The organism is Amycolatopsis sp. NPDC049252 (assembly GCF_043197175.1).
GTDB lineage: Bacteria > Actinomycetota > Actinomycetes > Mycobacteriales > Pseudonocardiaceae > Amycolatopsis.
In genome coordinates this window covers 68,404-89,260 of record NZ_JBICSQ010000031.1, presented here as the reverse complement: position 1 = coordinate 89,260, position 20,857 = coordinate 68,404, and the positions used below count along the sequence as shown (strand labels likewise).

Here is a 20,857-nt window from a genome sequence, read left to right as displayed (position 1 = left end):
CGCCGAGCGCGACGGGCGGCGCGTCGCGATCGTCGCCGTCACGCGGCCGGTGCTGCGAGTGCTCCGGCTGTTCGCCGAAGACGTCCGGATCCCCACCCACTCCCGCATGGCCGACGCCGTGCGGGAGCCGCCCGGGTACTCCGCACGGTTATCGGGTGATTTCCCGGAAACCGGAGCGCCATGACCGTTCCCGGACCCCGGCGCCGGCGAATCCTGCTCCGGCTCGTGGGCGGACGCCACGACTGCTTTCCCGCCGGTCTCGGCCAGCGGCGCGCCGTGGGCCTGGGGCTCGCGGGGCGGGACTGGCCTGCAGCGGCCCGGGGAACTCGCCGCCCGCGTGTCGATGATCAACGATCCGGTCCGCCGCCGTCGCACGACCGGGGAGCACCTGCTCCACACGCTCGCGGAGGCCGCGCCGGTCGGCGTGTCCGGCATGGGCACCGCCGAACTCGGCGGCCGGGGCTACGGCCTCGGCAACGTCCTGCACGACGGGTGGCCCGCCGGCCGACGCCGAGGTGCTCCACCGGCGTCTCCGGCTTCGGCGGCAGAATTCACTTCCGCCGCGAGCCAGGAGTTCAAGCTACGGACGGCGCGTTCACCCTTCGCGGCGTGCGGGTGTGTGCCGCAGCGCGGCCGGCCGCCAGATCATCGTCACCCGGGTTCCGTCCTTCCCGGTGTCGACGTGCAGCTGATCGGTGATCTTGTCGATCAGCAGGAGTCCGCGGCCGCCGTACTCGGCCGCGCTCGACGCGCGCCGCGGTTCTTCGGGGAGACCGCACCCCGTGTCCGTGACGGCAACGGTGACGACGTCCCCGGACCAGTCGGCGTACAGCCGTACCCAGCCCGGTTCGCCGGGGTAGGCGTGGGCCACGACATTGGCCAGTGCTTCGTAGGCGGCCAGGGTGATGTCGTAGCCGCTGTCGGGATCCAGGGGCAGCTTTTCCAGCCAGAGCGTCAGTTGCCGGCGTAAAGCCGCGACTTCGTCGTCCAAGGCAGGCACGAGTTCTTCGAAACTGGCCCGGACCGAGCGGTCGATCGGACTGTCGGACCCGGCTCCGGCAGCGACCTCGACGGTCTCCGCGTCGATGTGGTCGCGGTGGTCGCGGTGGGAATGCGGCTCGGAAGTATGTCGATGCATGATCTGCCCCCTCCTGCCTGCAGCCGCGAACGGAGTCGCGAGCTCGTCACCACCAACTGCCCACCGAGTCCGTTTCTTATGCGTGACCTTCTTCGCGAGTGCCCCGCGCGGGTCAGTCCGCCGACCGGGCTACGAGACCGGCCTCGTTCACGATCGTCAGGTACTTCTCCAGTCCCAGGAGCTCCAGCGGCCGGCGGACCGCGCGGTGCCGGGCGGCAACGACCAGCCTGCTGCCGCGCAGACTCGCCGCGACCAGTACGCCCAAGATGCCGGACGTGCAGAAGGTGACCGCGGTGAAGTCCACGACGACGCGGGTACCGCCCGTGGCGGCGGGGGCCAGCGCGGCCTCGAGCACGGGCCGGGCGGCGAGGTCGAGTTCCCCGGTCGCGCGCACGACGACGAGGTCGTCGCGCGTCTCGGTGATGATGCTGAAGTGCGGGTCCGGCGGCGCGGCGGACGGGGCCATGGGTGACTGCTCTCTGGCATCTCTCGACGGAATCCGCCCCCGGGCATGACCGGACCGCCACCGGCGAGGTGAGGGATACGGCGGACGAGGAACGGATGCTGAACCGAGAGGCTGCGATGTCAACCCTTCACCGGTCACTCTACGCACCGCCGAGCCGGCCGGAGGTGACCCGCTGTTCGGCCCGGCACCGCACTCCGATCGGACGTGTAGGCCGTCGAACCGTGGGGTAGACACGGTTCAAGTCTGGTTCTCTGCGCGCAGAACACCAGCACTTAGGCCCCACCGGTCGAAACCCACGGCCGGTGGGGCCGCCCCCGGCCTCGGCCCGCCCCTCGGGCGCGGCGTTGTTGGCGACCGCGGTCCCGGGTCTTCGAAGCGGGATCGACGCCCCTCGAGGAGGCCGCCCCATGCGGACCGGATCCAGATCAGCCGCACCAGCAAACCCGTCCCCGGCGTGGATTACGGCAGGCAGACGCTGCACGTCGGGCGGATCCGCTCCGCCACCGGCACCCCGGTCGGGACGACCGTGATCTGCACGACCTGCCGTCCGCAGCGCGCGGCCGGCGCCCTGCGGCGGGCCGCCCAGCGGATCGGGGCGGCCTCGCTCGAAGTGGTGGTCATGAGCACCTCGTTCGAGCCGGATCGCCCACCCGCGCGGCGAACCCGGGGTCGCGGTCCTCGTGCCGAGCGGCGAGCTGGACGCCGGGCGCTGAAGCTCGGGCAGGCCGTCGTCCGGATGCCGGCCACCGGAGCCGGAGCGATCGTGCTCGGCCTGTCCGACTTGCCCTTTCTCTCCATCGCGGGTGGGCAGGCGATCCGTGCGAGCTGCGCGTGGTGACCGGCGAGCGTCCCGCCGAACCGCACGACCGGATGCCTCCTCCGCCGTGGTCAATCGGTGGGTCAGCCGGAGTGTCGGGACGACGGCGCGCGAGAGCCGTGCGCGAAGCTCCGCGGCGAGCCCGGGATCGCCGCTTCGACATCCGTGCCGGACTCCAGGTTCGCCGGCCCGGGATCGGGCCGGGCAGCCGGTCGGCCAGCCCCTCGCGGCCGGGTCGTCGATCTCGGCGACGTCTTCGACGGCGGTCAGCCACTTCTCGTGCCGTACCACGGCAGGCTCCTTGCGCGAAGGTGCTTTCGAGGTCGCGTACCCGCCGATTCGCCTTTCACACCAAGAAGAACAGGGAGCGGGCTACACCAGGCTCGCCGGGGGCGAGTAGTACGGGTTCTCCAGCAGCACTCCGCACATCAGCACCTGCGGGTGCGTCTTCAGCAGGTCGAGCACGATGTTCTCGCGGTACCGCGAGATGTCGTACATGCACAGGATCGCCTGCGGGTAGCGGCTGGTGAAGTCGTTCAACGCGGCCTCGTACCGGAACAGCTCGGGCAGCCCGGGCAGTTGCGGGTGCCACCAGCGCGCCTCCGCTCCGAGCCGGACGAACGGGTAGCCCGCGGCCATCGCGGCGGACACGGCCTCGTCCCAGAACGCGATGATCCGGTCCACGGTGAAGTCGTCCGGCGACAGCAGCGTGTCGCCCGCGGCCCGGATGTCCAGTTGCGCCGAGTCGACGCGCGCCTCGACGTCGTCGACGTCCTCGCCGATCCGGTCGACAAAACCGGCGACCTCGTCCTCGTGCACGCCGAACAGGCATTTTTCGCCGGCGAGCAAGCCTTCGCTCAGGAAGGGCAGGAGGATGCTGTCCCGATCCTCCTCGCCCACGTACACCGCGCAGATGTGCTGCCCCGGCTCGATGACGACGCCGGGTGTGCCGAACTTCCGGGAACCGGTCATGACGGGATCCTTCGTTCGAAGTCGGGGTGGTGGCCGTTTCCGGTCGATGAGAGGTAGTAGGGGTTTTCGACGAGTGTCCCCGCCATCCAGAACTTCGGATGTGACTTGATCATCGGGATGATCAGGTCACCACCGAACAGATCCAGGTCGTAGAGGCACAGAATCACCTGCGGGAACTCCTCCCCCCACGCGGTGACCGCGACCTCTTCGGCGAGGAGCACGTCGATCAGCGCGGAATTCAGCCGGGGCGCGGCCCAGCTCATGTCGCCGACGATTCGCCCGAAAGGGTGATCACCGGTGCCGAGCTTGCGCCGCGACCAGCCGTCCAGCATGGCGAAGAGCGCGTCCGGCGCGAACTCGCCGTCCCGGAGGTGGCCGCTGTCCGGCTCGGTCAGCACGAGGTCGCCGGCGTGGGCCAGCCGTTCGCGGAAGGTCTCCCGCTCACCCTCGGCGGCCAGGTAGAGCACGGCGTCCCCCGCCCGCAGTCCCTCGGCGAGGAACGGGATCAGGAGGCGGTCCCGCTCGGCTCTCCCCCGGTGGAAGACGCAGAGGTGGTCACCGGGCACGAGCGCGGCTCCGCCGAGGGTCACCTCCCGATCGGTCCGATCCGTCTCGTCCATCGTCCACCTCCGGTCACTGCGATCCCCGCAGCACCTGCCACATCCGGGTGGCGAGGTGCAGGTTCAGCCTGCTGTCCACATCGTTGAGGTCGAGCTCCGTGATCTCCCGGATCCGGCCGAGCCGGTAGCGCAGCGTGCTCCGGTGGATCATGAGCGCGGCGGCGGTGTCGTCGTAGCTGCCGCCGCACTCGAGGTACAGCGCGAGCGTGGCGACCAGCTCGGCGTTGCGCTGGGTGTCGTAGTCGAGCAGTTTCCCGAGCCACTCGCGGACGAACTCGACGACGTCGCCGTGGTTCTGCCCGGTGTCGAGGATGCGGTAGATCCCCAGTTGTTCGAACTTCGTGAAACCGTGGGGGGTCTGCGAGCTGCGCCGGATCTCGAGCGCGCGCACCGCTTCCGCGTAGGACTTGGGCAACCGCCCCGGGGTGTCGCAGCGGGTGCCGATGCCGATCGCCCCCTCGGCCCCGAGCTTTTCCGAGAGCGAGGCGTACAGCGCCGCACCGTCCAGCTGCTGCCCGGCGACCAGCAGCACGACCGCGCCCGAGTGGCGCGACACGAGCGAGGCGAGCCCGAGCGTCGTCACGGCGCGTCCCGTGGCCTCGACGACCGCGTCCTCGGCGAAGTCGCCGGACCACCGCAGCACGACCACGTGGTGCGGGCGGCGCAGATCGTGCCCGATCGCCTCGGCACGGGTGTACACGCTCCCGTCGTCGGTCCCGGCGATGAGGTCGTCCACCAGGTCGCGGCGCAGCCGCAGCTCGGCCTCGGCCAGGCTGCGCTGGTGCGAGAGTTCCAGCGCCAGCACGGTCGAGCCGTACTCGAGAGCGAACACCTCGTGCGCGCCGGCGGTCCGCGCGGGGTCGATCAGGGCGAGCACGCCGAGCACCTCGTGCCGTGGCCGCACCAGCGAGATGAGCCGGTCCTTCACGCGGACCGCTTCGGGCAGGGTCGCGAGGTGCCGGAGCAGCTCGTCGCGCCGGCGCACGCCGACCTTGGGGTACGGGTCCGGCCGGTCGGGGCCGCCCCACGCGCGCAGGTTGCCGAACCGGTCCTCGATCGCCACCGGCAGCGCGGTCAGCTGGTGCAGCGCGTGCGCGATGCCCGGTTCGCCGGCACCGGACGCCGAGACGGTGGACAGCACGTCGTGCACCAGGGTCTGCTGCTTGAGCCGCTCCACCGACGTGGACAGCTGTTCGTTGAGCTCCCGCAGCTCCACCGACTGCCGCCGCTCCCGCATGAACGACGCGGAGTTGGTCAGCGCCGCGGCGGTCTGCTGGCAGAGCGAGCTGAGCAGGAAGAACTCGTCACGTGTGGGGGGTTGCTCGGCCCGGACCACGAGGTTGCCCGTCAGGCCGCCCAGCCCGCGCAGCGCGTAGCACCAGCGCCAGCGGCCGTCGGCCAGCTCGATCCGCCCGCTCTGCCCGTCGAGCTTGCCGACTTCCGCGCCGAGGTCGGGATGAGCCTCCTCGGCACCGTCCTGCGGGAGGACCGCGCCGCCCTCGTCGACGAGGTAGGCCGCATCGGTCGTGCAGCCGCTCAGCGACGGCACCGAGGTCGCGGCGAGCCGCATGATGTCCGCCGCGTCGCGGCCGTCGAACATCATCATCGAAATCGCGAAGACGCCGTAGAGGTTCGACAACTGGGCACGCCACCAGCTGTCCGTCGTGGCTTCGCGGCCGCGTGAGACCACGTCTTCCTCAGGCGTCATTCCGGCCTCCCCGGCACCGACCTGGTGTTTCGCACCCTACGCCGTCGCCATCTGATCTGCCGGGTCGACAACGCTTCCGGAAATTCGTCCTGCCGGACGCACGCGGGCCGTGAGCGCCTTTGCCACCGTGGAGCACATCGGACAGGCGCACCCCGTCGCCGCACGGCGGCGTGGCACGCAGGAAAGGCCTGCCCGCCAGGCAAACCAACGCACAATCGGTTCGGATCGGACACTCCCGACAGGACGGTCCGGCCGGAATGGGACCAGACCATGACCTTGCCGCGTTTCGATCATTTCCGTGATCGGGAACGCCTGAGCACGATGCCGGTGGCACCTGGCAGCTGATCATCACCACGATCGTGACATTTCTGCTCGTCGCGCTGCTGCAGAACACCCAAAACGCTCCGGCGACGCCATCCAGCTCGAGCGGCGAGGTACCCGGCCGGAACAAGGGTTTCCCACAACGACGAACGGTTCGCACGGGCGGGCAGGAGTATCCGCGGTGCGGCCGCGAGCGGAAAGGAGCAGGGGAATGCGACGACTGTTCGGTTTGTCCGCCGCACCGCACCGGGTGCGCGCGGCGTTCCGGCCCGGATTCACCGCGCCGGACGGTGAGCGCGCCGGTGCCCGGGATCGCTTCCACGACGGCTCGGTGAGCCGATCCGGCCGGGACAAACTCGCTCTGTCCGTCACCCGCGACGCCGGCGTGGTCCTGGCGACCGTGTCCGGCGAGATCGACCTCGCCACGGCACGCACCTTCACCCGGCACCTCGAATCGACGCTCGTCGGGCCACCGGCGGCGGTCATCGCCGATCTCAACCAGGTCGGCTTCCTCTCCTCCTCCGGACTCGCGGCCCTCCAGATCTTCGCCCACGCGGCAAACTCCGCGGGCGTCACGTTCTGCCTGGTCAGCGCCCAGCGCGCGGCGCTCCGGCACTTGCAGCTGACCGCCCTCGACCGTGAGATGACCATCAAGCCCACCGTCGCCGAGGCCCGCGCCTGGCTCGGCTGATCACGATCGGCCGCCCGCCGGCGGGCTACTCGTCAGGCAGGTCGCGATGTCGGCCGGTGGCCAGTACCGCCCAGACGATCTTGCCTCCGGACCAGCGTGGGCTGCTCCCCCACACCCGCGCCGCGTCGGCCACGATGCGCAGACCGAGCCCCGGTTGCCCGCCGCTGCTTTCCCGCAGCACCGCGGGCCGTCGGCTGTCGTCGGAGACGGCGACCGCCAGCATCCCCGGACGCAGTTCGAGAAGGATCTCCGGACGGGACGTGGTGTGCTGGATGACATTGGTGACCAGCTCCGTGGCGATCAGCGTGCCGTCGTAGACCAGCTTGGGCACGCCCCAGCGCTGCGCTCGTTCCCGGACGAACGCCCGAGCGACGGCGGGCGCGTCGTCGGAACGGGACAGGACACGCTGGGCGAACCGCCGGATCGGCACGGGCCGCCGCTCGGCGGCCTCGACGTCCGGGTGAACCGGCACGAACCGGTCGACACCGTGGTCGTGCAGCGCCCGCAGCTGAGCAGGCTGGTGGGTGACCAGCAGGAACGGGATGCCCGGCCAGTCCCCGATGCGCCGCGCGACCAGCGGGAACACCGCCGCGGGTGAGTATTCGTTCAGCGCGAGACCGGTGATGTCGGCGATCAGGCACGGCGGGGTGTCGGCGGCGACCTTCAGCAGCCCGTCGCGGAGGAAGGCGTATCCGGAAAGGTCGAGTTCCCCGGTCACGGTGACGAGGGTGCTCGCGAGCCGAGGGGTCAGCTCGATCGTGATTCCGACGGGCACAGCGGCCCGTCACGACCTTCTTCGGCGCGCAGCCGGCGGAGCACGGGTACCACGATGACGCGACCTGCCTGGTGACTTCACCCGCCGAACGTAACCTCGGCGGCCCGCCGGTGGTACCGCGCAACGGTCAGTCTTCCGGTGCGCCGCGGCCGGGCCCACTCGACCGGGGTGCCGGAACCGAGATCGTCAGCCGGGCGACCGCAGGGGAACGACCGTGTCCAAACCCAGGACCAGCAGCTTCTGCCGGACGTGCGGCGAGGCCACGACCTGCAGCGCCCGGCCGTCGGCGGCACACCGCTCGACGAGATCCAGCAACGGGACCACCGCTTCCAGGGTCAAGTAGGTCACCGCGGAAAGGTCGAGCAGGACGGCTGCGCCGGGCGGCGCAACCGACGCCGGCGCGAAGGCCTGTTCGGCGATTTCGGTGCCTGCCAGCTCGGGTGGGGCTCGTAACGTGAGCACCTCGGGAGTGGTGGGAGCGGGTGTCGCGGCGCCTGATTCGTCCTGCGGTTCGGCGACCGTGCCCATCTGCCCTCTTCCCTTCCGCCGGGTGCCCGCTCAGCCGGGGATGGCGGATACGCCGGCCTGCAGGGTCCTGAACTGTTCTGCCCACACCCTGGCCGGGGATTCGGCGCCGGACACCACCCGGATTGCTGCCCGAACCCGACGCTCACCACTCGCGCTATGGCCGGAAGGCACCGTTGGCCGGCCCCTCCGCCACGCCGACGACGACCGGCCGGTCCTCGCGCCGCGGTACGGGAACGGTCCAGGTCAGGCGGGTGCTGCCGTCCGTGCCGGTGCTGCGCCCGAGCGTGCCCGTACCGCACCGGCGCCGGCTCGAGGCCGGCGTGGCCGCAGCAGCCGGCTTGCCGCCGTTGTCGACGACATCGACGGTGAGCAGCTCCGACAGGATGCTGATCTGGATCTCGACCGCGGTGGCGTCGGCCTGCCGGGTGATCACGGACAACGCGTCCTCCACGATCGCCACCGCGTCGTCGATGATGCTCAGCGGGACCGCCGCGAGGCTCCCGACGAAGCTGGTCTCCACGTCGAACCCGAGCACCGACCCCGCGGTGTCGATCACCGTCAGGAGCCGCTCGCGCAGGTTCTCCGTCCCGTACGAGCGGGGATCGAGGTCGTAGACGGTGGCCTGGATGCGCCCGATCGTGTCGTCGAGGACAGCGATGTAGGACGTGAGCCGGTCGCGCACCGCCGGGCGGGTACTCGCACTGGCCAGGCCCTGCAGGCCGGTCGCGACGGCGTGGAGTTTCCCGCTCACGTGCTCGTTGAGCGAGGACCCGATCCGGTCGTGTTCGTCGACGATGCGCACGGCCTGCTGGTCGGCGCGGGCGCGCTGGAGCTCGATCGCGACCCCGGCGTGGCTGGCGAACCCGGCGAGATGCCCCATGTCCGCTTCGGTGAAACCACGCCGCCCGGCCAGCCGCCCCACGCTCAGCGCGCCCATGACCCGCTCCCCGGCGGACAACGGGACCACGACGACCGAGCCGAGCCGCACGGGAAGCTCGGCGAAGCCGGCGGCGGAGTAGTCGTCGGTCAGGCGGGGGATCCCGGACCGCACGACCTGCCCGGCGAGACTGCCATCCAGATCTGCCACGGTGCCGAGCACGTGCTCGGCCAGCACCCCGATCGCCGCGGTGACCTCCAGCCGTCCGGCGTCGGTGACCAGGACCAGCGTCGCGAAGTCGGCGGACGCGCCGTCCTGGGCATGACGCAGCACCAGGTCGAGCGGGTGGTCGTCGTCACCGGCGAAGAGCCGTTGGGTGATTTCCGTGGAGGCCGTCAGCCACGTGCGGCGTCGTTCGGATTCGTCGAACCGGCGCGCGTTGTCGATCGCCACGCCCGCCGTCGCCGCCAGCGCCACCGCCAGCTGCTCGTCTTCGGCGCTGAACTCCCCGTTCACACTGCCGGTGAGGTAGAGGTTGCCGAAGATCCGATCGCGGATCCGGACCGGCACCCCGAGGAAACTGTCCATCGGCGGGTGGTTCGGCGGGAACCCCGCCGCGTCGGGATGGCTGTTCAGATCGGTCAGCCGGATCGGCTCCGGCCGGCGGGTCAGCAGCCCCAGGATCCCGCGGCCCCGCGGCAGGTCACCGATGCGCTCGATCAGCTCGGCGTCCATCCCGGTGTGGACGAACTCGTCCAGCAGCCCGTGCTCACCGATCACACCCAGCGCCGCATAGCGGGACTCGACCAGCTCCCTGGCCGCGGTCACGATGTGCTGCAGCACCACCTGCAGGCTCAGATCACTGGCGACCATGGCGTGGGCGCGCAGCAACGCCCGCAGCCGCCCCTGGGTCGCCAGCACGTCCTGCGCGCGGGCCGCGACGTCGCCGAGGAGCTTCTCCAGCTCCATCCGCGGCAGATCCGGGAAGGGCAGCGCCAGCGGCCCGAAATCGTCCAGCCGCTGACCATTCTGCACACCAGAAGCGGGGATCTTGCCCATGTCCTGCTCGCATCCGTCGACCGATCTCGCGTCAGCGGGGTCCGGACCGACGTCATCAGCACCAAGCGGGGCCGGATCGACCGGCCACCTCTTCAACCTACGCCGTTGTGCCGGGCGAGGGAATGCGACTGTGACGTCGGCGTTTGCCGGGTCCGGTCGGCCAGCGGGATCATCGCCGGCGATCCGGGGAGCACGGCCGGCCGGCCGGCAGCACCGCTTGTGTCCACTTCGGACGGAAAAGACCGGCTGAACCCAGCGGCCTCGGGCCCGGTGGTGCCGACAGCACGTTCTTCTCCGCCGCCACGGGCCCGGTTCGCCGCGCGGCAAGAACCATAGGTCCTGTGATCAAGGGACCGAAGTCCCCGGAAAACCGCCGCCGGCGGGGATACACTCGTCGGGACGTTCCGCTGATCCTGGCGCCCGAGACCCCGGTGCGGTTTTCCGTTGCCCTCTCGGCGTGCCGCGTGCCGGCCGCCTATCGGATTCACTCCCGAAGGCCGAGGCGAGCCGATGCTCCCACGTACCGCGCGGACCGCGCTGCTCGTCTTCTGCTTCGTGTTCGGTGCGATCGGGGTGGCGACGTCGCCGGTGGCGGCGTTGATCTGCTGGTGCCTGCTGGGGCTGGTGGTCGGCGTCTGCGGGTGGCTCGGCGCCGACGCGCTGCACACCACGATGCGCAGCGGCTGGGCCCGTTCCGACCTGCGGTGCGGAGCGGTGGCCGCCGGCGCCGCCGTCACGATCTGCCTCACGATCGAGGGGCTCGTAGCGGTACTCGGCGTGGCCGCGGCAGCCGCCGTGGTGGTCGGCGTCGTGGTTACGGGGGCGTACTGGCGGATCCGGCTCGCGTCAGCCGCTCGCCGGGCACCCGCTCGAACGATCCGGCGGTCCGCCTCGGCACCGGCGCCGCGGCCACCTGCCGCGAGCATGTCCACCGCGGAGTTGTGCGCGGCTTGGCGGCGGAGCTACGTCGAGCTGCAGAAGGCCGACGAGGCCGCCGCACGGCACGACGTGGTGGCGCGGCGGCAGGAGTACCTCGACGAGCTCGAACACCGCAATCGCGACGGCTTCGCCCGCTGGCTGGCCAGCGGTGCCCGCGCGGGCGGGGACCCACAGCGTTACCTGACCGCCGGCGGCTGAGCCCCCGGTCCGGTCCCTTCGTCCCGCGGACTGTGGACCTAAGACCCCTCGCATCGCCGCGACCGGCGTGGATGCTCGACGCAGGATCACGACCGGCAGATCGGACGATCGATGGCAGCGCAGGAACCCGCCGAAGAGTCCACATCGGACCCGTCCCGGGGCAAGGAGTTCGTCAACCGGTTCGGCCTGCCGACCGCGACGGCGCTGGTGGTCGGTTCGGTCATCGGCACGGGCGTGTTCGCCCTGCCGTCGTCACTGGCCCCCTACGGCCTGTCGAGCCTGCTGGCCTTCGTCCTGGTCACGCTCGGCGCGCTGGCCCTGGCGCTGGTGTTCGGGTGGCTCAACAAACGAGTGCCGGGCTCGGGCGGGCCGTACTTGTACGCCCGCGACGCCTTCGGCGACTTCGGCGGGTTCGTCACCGCTTGGTCGTACTGGCTGACCGCGTGGGTGGGCAACGCCGGCATCGCGGTCGCCTGGGTCGGCTACGTGGAGGTGTTCGTCAACAAGGGCCACAACCCGTGGTGGTCCATCGCCATCGCCCTGGTCGGGCTCTGGCTGCCGGCCGCCGTCAACATCTCCGGGGTCCGCAACCTCGCGTGGTTCCAGATCGTCACCACGGTCCTCAAGTTCGTGCCGCTGGTGTTCATGGCGACCATCGGGCTGTTCTTCGTCAAGACGAGCAACCTCGGTGCGTTCAACCCCAGCGGCCTGTCCTGGGTGGGCGCCCTCTCCGCGGCCGCCGCGATCGCCTTGTTCAGCTACATCGGCCTCGAGACCGCCTCGGTGGCCGCCGGGCGCGTCCGTAACCCGCAGCGCAACGTGTCCCGGGCCACCGTCCTCGGGACCCTGGTCTGCGCCCTCGTCTACGTCCTGGGAACCTTCACCGTCTTCGGCACGGTCGGCCACCAGACCCTGGTGGATTCGACGTCGCCGTTCTCCGATTCGGCCACGGCCATCTTCGGGGCGAGCTGGGCCGGGCAGGCCATGGCCGTGGTGGCGATCGTCTCCGGGCTCGGCTGCCTCAACGGCTGGACGCTGATCTGCGCCGAGATGCCGATGGCCGCGGCGCGCGACCGGTTGTTCCCGACGCAGTTCGCCAAGCTGAGCAAGAAGGAGATCCCGGTGTTCGGCATCGTGGTCGCCACCGTGCTGGCGTCGGTGCTCACCGCGTTCGGCTACTGGAGCTTCGAGGCCGTGTTCACCAACGTGGTGCTGCTGGGGGTGTTCACCGCGGTGATCCCCTACCTGTACTCCGCCGCCGCGCACCTGTACTGGCTCATCGTCCAGGGCCGCGCGCTGAACTGGCCACACCTGGTCCGCGACCTGGCCGTCACGGCCTTCGCGCTGGTCTTCACCTTCTGGGCCCTGGCCGGCAGCGGCTACCAGGCCGTGTACTACGGCGTGTTCGTGTTCTTCCTCGGCATCCCCGTCTACGTCTGGATGAAGTCCCAGCGGAAGGAATACGGCGAAGCACCCGTGCCTCCCATCCGGTACCCCGCCGACAGCCCCTACTTCCTCACCCCGGAGCAGCCGTGAACTTCGCCGTGCATTCGGAGGTCGGCCGGCTCAACCAGGCCATCGTGCACCGACCCGGACTCGAGCTCACCCGCCTCACCCCGCGCAACATCGGCGAACTGCTCTTCGACGACGTCCTGTGGGCCAAACAGGCGAAGCAGGAACACGACGCGTTCGCCGAAGCCCTGCGCGACAAGGGCGTCCGCGTCCACTACTACGGGCAGCTGCTGGCGGAAACCCTCGCGCTGCCCGAGGGCCGGGCTTTCGTGCTGGACCGGGTGTGCACACCCGAGATCCTCGGGCCCGCACTGGTCGCACCGCTGCGCCGGCTGTTCGACGACCTCGACGGGGCCGGCCTCGCCGAGTACCTCGTGGGCGGCGTGCTCAAGGCCGACCTCCGGCCGCTGCGGACGCACAGCCTGCGCTGGGACACCCTGGCCGCCGACGACTTCGTGCTCCCGCCGCTGCCGAACCATCTGTTCCAGCGCGACGACTCCTGCTGGGTGTACGGCGGGGTGTCGGTCAACCCGATGGCGAAACCCGCACGGCAACGCGAATCCCTGCACACCCGCGCCATCTACCGCCACCACCCGATGTTCGCCGGGGCCGGGTTCCTCACCTACTACGGCGACGACGACGTCAGCCACCAGCCCGCCACGATCGAAGGCGGCGACGTGCACGTCCTCGGCGACGGCGCCGTGCTCATCGGCATGGGCGAGCGCACCACGCCCATGGCTGTGGAGATCCTCGCCCGGGCGTTGTTCTCGACCGGCCAGGCCCACACCGTCGTCGCCGTGGAACTCCCCCGGTCCCACGCGACGATGCACCTGGACACGGTGATGAGCATGGTCGACCGCGCCACGTTCGTCGTCTACCCCTACTTCGACCGCGCCGCGCGCAGCTGGACCGTCACCGCCGGCGGAGAACCCGGCACCTTGAGCGTGCGCGCGAACCACGACCTCTGGCACACCCTCGCCGAGCTCCTGAAGGTCCCCGAGGTCACCCTGCTCAGCACCGACGAGGACATCCGGGCCGCCGAGCGCGAGCAGTGGGACGACGGCACGAACTACCTGGCCGTCGCCCCGGGGATCGTGCTGGGCTACGAACGCAACGTCGCCACCAACACCATGCTGCGCAAGCACGGCATCGAGGTCGTGACCATCGCCGGGAGCGAGCTGGGCCGCGGCCGCGGCGGCCCGCGCTGCATGACCTGCCCGATCGACCGCGACCCGAGCTGAACGGAACCCGGAATGGCCTTCAACCTGCGCAACCGCAGCTACCTCACCGAGCTGGACTTCACCCGCGACGAGCTCGTCTTCCTGCTGGACATGGCGGGCCGGCTCAAGGCCGCCGCCTACGCCGGAACCAAGCAGCAGCGGCTGGCGGGCAAGCACCTGGCGCTCATCTTCGAGAAGGCGTCCACGCGCACCCGCTGCGCGTTCGAAGTCGCCGCGGCCGACGAAGGCGCCACCACGACCTACCTGGGCCCCCAGGACACCCACCTGGGCCACAAGGAGTCCGCCCGCGACACCGCCCGCGTGCTCGGCCGGATGTACGACGGGATCGAGTACCGCGGCCACGACCAGCGCACCGTCGAGCAGCTCGCGCGGTTCGCCGGGGTGCCCGTCTACAATGGACTCACTGACACCTGTCATCCGACCCAGTCGCTGTGCGACGTGTTCACCATGCGGGAGAACAGCGGCAAACCCGTGCGGGACATCGCGTTCTGCTACCTCGGCGACACCCGGAACAACGTCGCGAACTCCCTGCTCGCGATGGGCGCGCAGCTCGGCATGGACGTCCGGCTGGCCGGACCGCGGGCGCTGCACCCCGACGAGGAGCACCTGGCGGCCTGCCGGCGGGTGGGCGCGGCCAGTGGTGCCCGGATCACCGTCACCGACGACCTCGACGCGGCCGTCGCGGGCGCGGACTTCCTCTACACCGACGTCTGGGTGTCCATGGGCGAACCCGCGGGAACGTGGCACGAGCGGGTCGAGCTGCTGGCGCCCTACCAGGTCACGGCGAAGACGCTGGCGGCCAGCGGCAATCCCGGCGTCCGGTTCCTGCACTGCCTGCCGGCCCTGCACGACCGCGACACCGAGGTCGGCGCCGAAGCCTTCCGGGAATTCGGTCTCGACGGCGTCGAGGTCACCGACGAGGTCTTCGAGTCACCGGCGTCGCTGGTGTTCGAGCAGGCGGAGAACCGGATGCACACCATCAAGGCGATCCTGGTCGCCACCCTGGGCGGCTGAGCCGTGCGGATCCTGGTCGCCTTGGGCGGCAACGCCCTGCTGCGCCGCGGCGAACGGCCGGACGCGGACCTGCAGCAGGTCAACGTGCTCGCCGCCGCCGAGGCGATCGCGGAACTGGCCGCCGAGCACGAGGTCGTGCTCACCCACGGCAACGGCCCCCAGGTCGGGATGCTCGCGCTGGAAAGCGCCGCGGACCCGGCCCTGACCCGCCCGTACCCGCTCGACGTCCTCGGCGCCCAGACCCAGGGCATGATCGGCTATCTGCTCGGCCAGGCCCTGCAGAACGTCGTGCCCGGCCGGCAGGTCGCCACGCTGCTGACGCAGACGCTCGTCTCCGTGGCCGATCCCGCGTTCGCCGACCCCGTCAAGTTCGTCGGCCCGGTCTACACCGGGGAGCAGGCGGCCTCGCTCGCCGCCGAACGCGGCTGGACCGTGCGCGAGGACGGCCCGGCGTGGCGCCGGGTCGTCCCGTCGCCCCGCCCGCAGCGCGTCGTGGAAACCCGGGTGATCCGCGCGCTCGTCGGGTCCGGGACGATCGTGGTCTGCGCCGGCGGGGGTGGCGTTCCCGTGGTGCGCGACGAACACACCGGGCGGCTGCGGGGCGTCGAAGCCGTCGTCGACAAGGACCAGACGGCGGCGCTGCTCGCCGAAGCCCTCGACGCCGACGCCCTGCTGCTGCTCACCGACGTGCCCGCGGTCGTCGACCACTACGGCACCCCGCAGGCCACGCCGATCCACCACACCACACCGGCGCAGCTGCGCTTCCGGACCTTCCCGGCCGGTTCGATGGGGCCCAAGGTCGACGCCGCCTGCCGCTTCGTCGAACTCACCGGCACCATCGCCGCCATCGGCGCACTCGACTCACCCGCCGCGATGCTGCGCGGCACCGAAGGCACCGTCATCACCCCGGACGGCAAGCCGTGAATAGCGCACAGCCCCTCGGAAAAGGAGACCTGTCATGCGGTTGGGAGTAGCGGGTGCGCTCGTCGGTGGCGGGTACCGCAAAGGCGACGTCGAGCTGGACCGGGAAACCGGGCGGGTGAGCGCGGTCGGGGTCGCGGCCCCGGGCTCCGGGCTGGCCGTGCCCGGCCTGATCGACCTGCAGGTCAACGGGTTCGCCGGGGTGGACTTCCTCACCGCGGACGTCGAGGGCTACCGGCACGCCGGTGCCGAGCTCGCCCGCACCGGCGTGGTGGCCTACCAGCCCACCTTGATCACCAGCGACCCCGAGCAGACCGTCGCCGCGATCGCGATCGCGGACAAAGCCCGATCGTGCCCGGGTGGCGCCCGGATCCTCGGTGTCCACCTGGAAGGGCCGTTCCTCTCGCCGCGGCGGGCCGGCACCCACCCGGCGGAGCTGCTGCGCACCCCGGACGTCGAGCTGACCAAGCGGCTCCTGGCGGCCGGGCCCGTCACCCAGGTGACGCTGGCGCCCGAACTGCCCGGTGCGCCGGAGCTGGTCTCCTTCCTGGTGCGCCGCGGAGTCCGCGTGTCCTGCGGGCACAGCGACGCGACGGCGGCCGAGGCCGACGCCGCGTTCGACCGCGGTGCCCGCCTGGTCACCCACCTCTTCGACGCCATGCGGCCGTTCACCCACCGCGACCCGGGCATCGTGGGCGCGGCACTGACCCGCGACGACGTCGCCGTCGGGGTGATCGCCGATCCCAGCCACCTCTCCCCCGAAGCGATCCGCCTCGCCTTCCGCGCCGCCCGCGGCCGGGTCGTCCTCGTCACCGACGACCTGGCCGCCGGCGGCTGCCCGGACGGGACCTACCGCATGGGCGCCGTCGAATTCACCGTCACCGGCGGTATCGCCCGCCGCGGGGACGGCACCCTGGCGGGCACGACGATCACCCTCATCGAGGCGATCCGCAACGCCTGCGCCGCGGGGATCGGCTGGGAAACCGCGGTCAACGCGGCGACAAGGACGCCAGCGGGCCTCCTGCCCGGCGAGGACGTCGGCCTCCTGCGGCCCGGCGACCGGGCCGACGTGCTCGTCCTCGACGACTCGCTGACCGTCCGTGACGTCCTGCACCATGCCGGCTCCGCCGACCGCTGACCCCACCACGGCCCCGGCCCCGGCGACGCCGGGGCTCGGACAGACGAGGACCCCGTGCCGCTCGCGGACGCGCGGGTCTCGACCTTGCCGAACACCCCGGTGACGCCCTCGCCGAAGATCTGCTCGCCGGCGCGCGTGCTCGGCGGCCGTGGCCCTGTCCCCGTCCGGTTCGCCGAGCCGCCGAGGGGCGCGGGTCTGCAGGTGCCGGTCGCCGGTCACCGTCACAGCGAGGCTGGACCGCGCCCACAAATTCCACTGTGGACAGACGAGAGCGCGGTAACGCTCGTCGCGCTCGGCGAGCGTGGTTCGCGCCGTCGCCGCCCTGGTGATCGGTCAAGCCCTCGAGGAGTCACCGGGTCACGCCGCGAGTTCCGTGACGCTCATCGGCCCGATGTGAACCATTGGCACGCAAAACGTCGCTGACCTGCGGTTACTCCACGGCGAGCACGTGGCCGGCTGAACAAGTTCGAACGTTCACTTCACGCGTGGAAAGTGGCCACCCCGCGATTAGCGTCCTCGGGTACCGGCGATCGCAGGATCCGCGTCCGGCAATCTCTTCGCCCACGAAGTGGAGGAACGGTGTCAAAAACCCTGCCCACCTTCCGAGCCGTCGCTCTCGCGGCGTGTCTCGCCACGGTCGCCGCTTCGGTGGCGACCGGGACCGCCGCCGGCGCCCCACCACCGCTGGTCCCGCTCGCCCCGCACGGCGCTTCCCTACCGGCCGGCGCCCACCGCGACGGCGCGCTGCCGGACGCCCAGGCCCTGCACGTCGCGGTGGCCCTGCGGCCACACGACCAAGCCGGTCTCGACCGGTTCGTGGCGGCGGTCGACGATCCGCGGTCCCCCGCCTACCGGCACTTCCTGAACTCGGCGGAGTACAACGAGCGGTTCGCGCCACGCCAGTCCGATGTGGACGGTGTGACGAACTACCTGCGCGCCCAGGGTCTCCACGTGGACGGCGTGTCCGGCAACCGGCAGGTCGTCGACGCGTCCGGCTCGGCGGATGTCGTGCGCCAGGCGTTCAACACCCGGCTGAGCAGCTACACCGGTACCGACGGGAAGCGCTTCTACGCCAACGACAGCGCACCGGAGGTACCCGCCGACATCGCCGCCACCGTGCGCGGGGTGGCCGGTCTCACCAACCGGGAGGTCGCCCACCGCGCGTCGGCGCCCGGCGGGCCCAGCGGCCCGGCCGGCGGCTACACGCCCGCCCAGTTCCGCACCGCCTACACGATGAAGAACCTGTCCGCGTCCTACATCGGGTCCGGGCAGACCGTCGGGCTCATCGAGTTCGACGCGTTCAAGCAGTCGGACGTCAACGCCTGGACCAGCTACTTCAGCCAGCCCTCGGTCACCCCGCGCGTGGTCCCGGTCGACGGTGGGGTGTCCAGCCCCGGCGGCAACCAGCTCGAGGTGACACTGGACGTCGAGGCCGTCGCGGCGACCGCTCCGGGCGCCGCCCAGGTGGTCTACGAGGCACCCAACACCGACAACGCGTGGGTCGACGAGATGGCCAAGATCGCCTCCGACAACGCGATCACCGTGCTGTCGGGGTCGTGGCTGCTCGGGGAGAAGTGCGAGTCCGACCCGATCGCCGCCTCGCACGACTCCTACACCCAGCTCGCCGCGCAGGGTGTGACGATGCTGTCCGCCTCCGGCGACTGGGGCGCCACCGGCTGTGGTTACAACGGCGACAACTCGACCGTCCAGGCCGACTACCCACCGTCGGACCCGCTGTTCACCGGGGTCGGCGGCACCCAGCTGCGCACCGCCGACAGCGCGGGCACCTACACCTCCGAGTCCTGCTGGAACCAGGGCGGCACCGGCAACACCCGCTCCGGCGGCGCCTACTCGGCGATCTACGACCGCCCGGAGTGGCAGACCGGGAGCAACGCCCACCGCTCGGTGCCCGACGTCGCGATGGACGCCGACTACGGCGCCGGTGCCCTGTCGGTCTACATGAACGGCGGCTGGCAGGACGTGGGCGGCACCAGCCTGTCCTCTCCCCTGTGGGCCGGCTACATCGCCATGGTCAACCAGAAGGCCAAGGCGGGCGGCAAGGCCAACCTCGGCGGCATCAACCCGGCGCTGTACTCGATCGCCAAGGGCGGCTCCTACTCCTCGAACTTCCACGACGTCACCTCCGGCAGCAACGGCACCTACTCGGCGGGCACCGGCTACGACCTGTGCACCGGCTGGGGTTCCATGCAGGGTGACACCCTGGCCGACTCGCTGATCGGCGGCACGACACCGCCGGCCGCCAACGACTTCTCGATGGCGGCGAACCCGGCATCGGTCGGCGTCGACCCGGGCAAGTCCGCGACCACGACGGTCTCCACCACGGTCACCAAGGGCAGCACCCAGACCGTGGCGCTGTCGGCCAGTGGTCTGCCGGCCGGCGTGACCGCGACGTTCGACCCGGCCTCGGTGACCGCGGGCCAGGCCTCGACGCTCACCCTGACCGCGTCGTCGTCGGCATCGCCGGGACAGACCACCGTCACGGTGACCGGCCAAGGCTCCGACGCCACCCACACCGCGACGGTGTCGTTGACGGTCAACAGCTCCGGACAGGGGGACTTCTCCCTCGCGGTCACCCCGGGTTCCGGGTCCGTGGCGGCCGGGCAGTCCACGTCGGCCACCGTTTCGACGGCCGCGGCGGTGACCGGTCAGGGCGCGAGCCCGAGCGTGATCAACGGTTCGCCGACGACGGTGGCCAAGTACCCGTTCATCATCTCCCAGCACCGCACCGGCGGGGTGCGCCCGCAGGAGCAGTCCTGCACCGGCAGCGTGGTGGCCAAGCGGGCCGTGCTGATCGCGGCACACTGCAAGTTCGCCCAGGGCGACCCGAAGTACCTGATCTACGGGCGTGACGACCTGGCCGACACGAGCAAGGGCACCCGGATCGAGATCGCGGAGTACCGGATCCACCCGGACTACACCCCGCAGAGCGACGAGGGTTTCCGCAACGGCAACGACGTGGCGATCATCTTCACCAAGACCGACATCCCGGTTCCCGCCGGCATGACCTACCCGGCGATCGCGTCGTCCGCCGACACGCTCCCGCTGGGGACCCAGGGCACCGCGATCGGGTACGGCAAGACCGACGCCAACGACGCGAACAAGAACACCAAGCTGCGCGAGGTCGTGCTGCCCACCGTCGACGGCCAGAACTGCAAGACCATCGACTCGTCGATCTTCAACCCGGACTACATGTTCTGCGACGGGTACGGCGACGGCAGCAAGGGTCTGTGCCAGGGCGACTCGGGTGGTCCGTACTACTCCAACGGCAAGATCTACGGCGTGTTCTCCTGGCTGCGGACCGACTGCGCGTCCTACAACGCGCACGGCAAGCTGTGGGGCTCGATGGGCGACTGGGCCAACGCGCAGATCGGCAGCACCCCGCCGCCGGGCGGCGGCGACATCGCCCTGTCGGCCGGTGGGCTGCCGGCCGGGGCGACGGCGACGTTCGCCCCGGCCTCGGTCAACGCGGGCGGTTCGTCGAAGCTGACCATCGCGACCAGCGCGTCGACCCCCGCCGGGACCTACGCGGTGACCATCACCGGCAAGAACGCGACCGCTGGTCACGACACCACGTTCACGCTGACCGTGACCAAGGGCAGCAGCGGACCGGTGACCGTGAAGGACCCGGGGTTCCAGTTCACGCAGCACGGCCAGCGGGTCGACCTGCACCTGTCGGCGAGCGGCGGTACCGGCAGCTACCGGTGGTCGGCGACCGGCCTGCCGCCCGGTCTGTCCCTCGACGCCGGCACCGGGTCGATCAGTGGCACGGCGGGCAACGTCAACCAGATATTCCCGGTAACCGTGACCGCGACCGATACCGCGGGAACCAGCGGGCGTGACCAGTTCTCCTGGTACGTCTACTGATCCTGGGGAGAGGGACGGGCCGGTGACTCCCGCCGGG

General features: G+C 71.1%; 18 protein-coding genes and 1 pseudogene. 10 read left to right on the top strand and 9 right to left on the bottom strand.

What is annotated here, in order from left to right:
* Positions 1–184, top strand: a pseudogene (locus ACGFMK_RS27930) (hypothetical protein); the annotation flags it as partial.
* A 411-nt stretch (positions 185–595) separates the two neighbouring features.
* Here the strand turns inward: ACGFMK_RS27930 and ACGFMK_RS27925 are convergent.
* From ACGFMK_RS27925 to ACGFMK_RS27900, 6 genes are all read right to left on the bottom strand, one after another.
* A complete protein-coding gene (locus ACGFMK_RS27925) occupies positions 596–1,138 on the bottom strand; it encodes an ATP-binding protein (protein ID WP_392769114.1) in 543 nt (180 codons plus the stop codon).
* Between the two features lie 112 nt (positions 1,139–1,250).
* Positions 1,251–1,604, bottom strand: a complete 354-nt coding sequence (locus ACGFMK_RS27920; RefSeq protein WP_392769111.1) for an STAS domain-containing protein — start codon at positions 1,602–1,604, stop codon at positions 1,251–1,253.
* Between the two features lie 459 nt (positions 1,605–2,063).
* Positions 2,064–2,225 carry a hypothetical protein gene (locus ACGFMK_RS27915; RefSeq protein WP_392769108.1) on the bottom strand — a complete coding sequence of 54 codons (162 nt, stop codon included), beginning with the start codon at positions 2,223–2,225 and terminating at the stop codon, positions 2,064–2,066.
* A 568-nt stretch (positions 2,226–2,793) separates the two neighbouring features.
* Complete coding sequence (locus ACGFMK_RS27910) at positions 2,794–3,393, bottom strand: MEDS domain-containing protein (RefSeq protein WP_392769106.1); 600 nt, start codon at positions 3,391–3,393, stop codon at positions 2,794–2,796.
* On the bottom strand, positions 3,390–4,013 hold the full coding sequence (locus ACGFMK_RS27905; protein ID WP_392769103.1) for an MEDS domain-containing protein: 624 nt from the start codon (positions 4,011–4,013) through the stop codon (positions 3,390–3,392). Before ACGFMK_RS27905 ends, ACGFMK_RS27910 begins: the two co-directional genes overlap by 4 nt.
* Positions 4,014–4,026: 13 nt before the next feature.
* The gene (locus tag ACGFMK_RS27900; protein ID WP_392769100.1) at positions 4,027–5,721 is read right to left on the bottom strand and encodes a PucR family transcriptional regulator; all 1,695 of its coding nucleotides are present in this window, start codon (positions 5,719–5,721) and stop codon (positions 4,027–4,029) included.
* A 341-nt stretch (positions 5,722–6,062) separates the two neighbouring features.
* On the opposite strand from ACGFMK_RS27900, the gene ACGFMK_RS27895 reads away from it, so the two are divergent.
* Both ACGFMK_RS27895 and ACGFMK_RS27890 read left to right on the top strand, forming a co-directional pair.
* Positions 6,063–6,377, top strand: coding sequence for a hypothetical protein (locus ACGFMK_RS27895; RefSeq protein ID WP_392769121.1), 315 nt, complete (start codon positions 6,063–6,065; stop codon positions 6,375–6,377).
* Positions 6,263–6,733, top strand: a complete 471-nt coding sequence (locus tag ACGFMK_RS27890) for an STAS domain-containing protein (protein WP_392769118.1) — start codon at positions 6,263–6,265, stop codon at positions 6,731–6,733. Before ACGFMK_RS27895 ends, ACGFMK_RS27890 begins: the two co-directional genes overlap by 115 nt.
* A gap of 25 nt (positions 6,734–6,758) precedes the next feature.
* On the opposite strand, the gene ACGFMK_RS27885 is transcribed toward ACGFMK_RS27890, so the two are convergent.
* The 3 genes from ACGFMK_RS27885 to ACGFMK_RS27875 form a co-directional block, all read right to left on the bottom strand.
* Complete coding sequence (locus tag ACGFMK_RS27885) at positions 6,759–7,508, bottom strand: ATP-binding protein (protein WP_392769097.1); 750 nt, start codon at positions 7,506–7,508, stop codon at positions 6,759–6,761.
* A 186-nt stretch (positions 7,509–7,694) separates the two neighbouring features.
* Positions 7,695–8,036: an STAS domain-containing protein gene (locus ACGFMK_RS27880; RefSeq protein ID WP_392769095.1), complete on the bottom strand. Its 342-nt coding sequence runs from the start codon at positions 8,034–8,036 to the stop codon at positions 7,695–7,697.
* 154 nt (positions 8,037–8,190) lie between these two features.
* A complete protein-coding gene (locus ACGFMK_RS27875) occupies positions 8,191–9,972 on the bottom strand; it encodes a GAF domain-containing protein (RefSeq protein ID WP_392769092.1) in 1,782 nt (593 codons plus the stop codon).
* 510 nt (positions 9,973–10,482) lie between these two features.
* Between ACGFMK_RS27875 and ACGFMK_RS27870 the strand changes: the two genes are divergently transcribed.
* The 7 genes from ACGFMK_RS27870 to ACGFMK_RS27840 all read left to right on the top strand — a co-directional run bounded on the left by ACGFMK_RS27870 (position 10,483) and on the right by ACGFMK_RS27840 (position 20,820).
* Positions 10,483–11,109: a hypothetical protein gene (locus ACGFMK_RS27870; RefSeq protein ID WP_392769089.1), complete on the top strand. Its 627-nt coding sequence runs from the start codon at positions 10,483–10,485 to the stop codon at positions 11,107–11,109.
* 111 nt (positions 11,110–11,220) lie between these two features.
* Positions 11,221–12,645 (top strand): APC family permease, encoded by a 1,425-nt coding sequence (locus tag ACGFMK_RS27865; protein WP_392769087.1) that lies wholly within the window; start codon positions 11,221–11,223, stop codon positions 12,643–12,645.
* Positions 12,642–13,862, top strand: coding sequence for an arginine deiminase (locus ACGFMK_RS27860; RefSeq protein ID WP_392769084.1), 1,221 nt, complete (start codon positions 12,642–12,644; stop codon positions 13,860–13,862). Before ACGFMK_RS27865 ends, ACGFMK_RS27860 begins: the two co-directional genes overlap by 4 nt.
* 12 nt (positions 13,863–13,874) lie before the next feature.
* Positions 13,875–14,876 (top strand): ornithine carbamoyltransferase, encoded by a 1,002-nt coding sequence (gene argF / locus ACGFMK_RS27855; RefSeq protein WP_392769081.1) that lies wholly within the window; start codon positions 13,875–13,877, stop codon positions 14,874–14,876.
* Between the two features lie 3 nt (positions 14,877–14,879).
* Positions 14,880–15,800, top strand: coding sequence for a carbamate kinase (locus ACGFMK_RS27850; RefSeq protein ID WP_392769078.1), 921 nt, complete (start codon positions 14,880–14,882; stop codon positions 15,798–15,800).
* A 34-nt stretch (positions 15,801–15,834) separates the two neighbouring features.
* Complete coding sequence (gene nagA / locus ACGFMK_RS27845) at positions 15,835–16,935, top strand: N-acetylglucosamine-6-phosphate deacetylase (RefSeq protein ID WP_392769075.1); 1,101 nt, start codon at positions 15,835–15,837, stop codon at positions 16,933–16,935.
* A 579-nt stretch (positions 16,936–17,514) separates the two neighbouring features.
* A complete protein-coding gene (locus ACGFMK_RS27840) occupies positions 17,515–20,820 on the top strand; it encodes a protease pro-enzyme activation domain-containing protein (RefSeq protein ID WP_392769072.1) in 3,306 nt (1,101 codons plus the stop codon).
* The last annotated feature ends 37 nt before the right edge of the window (positions 20,821–20,857 follow it).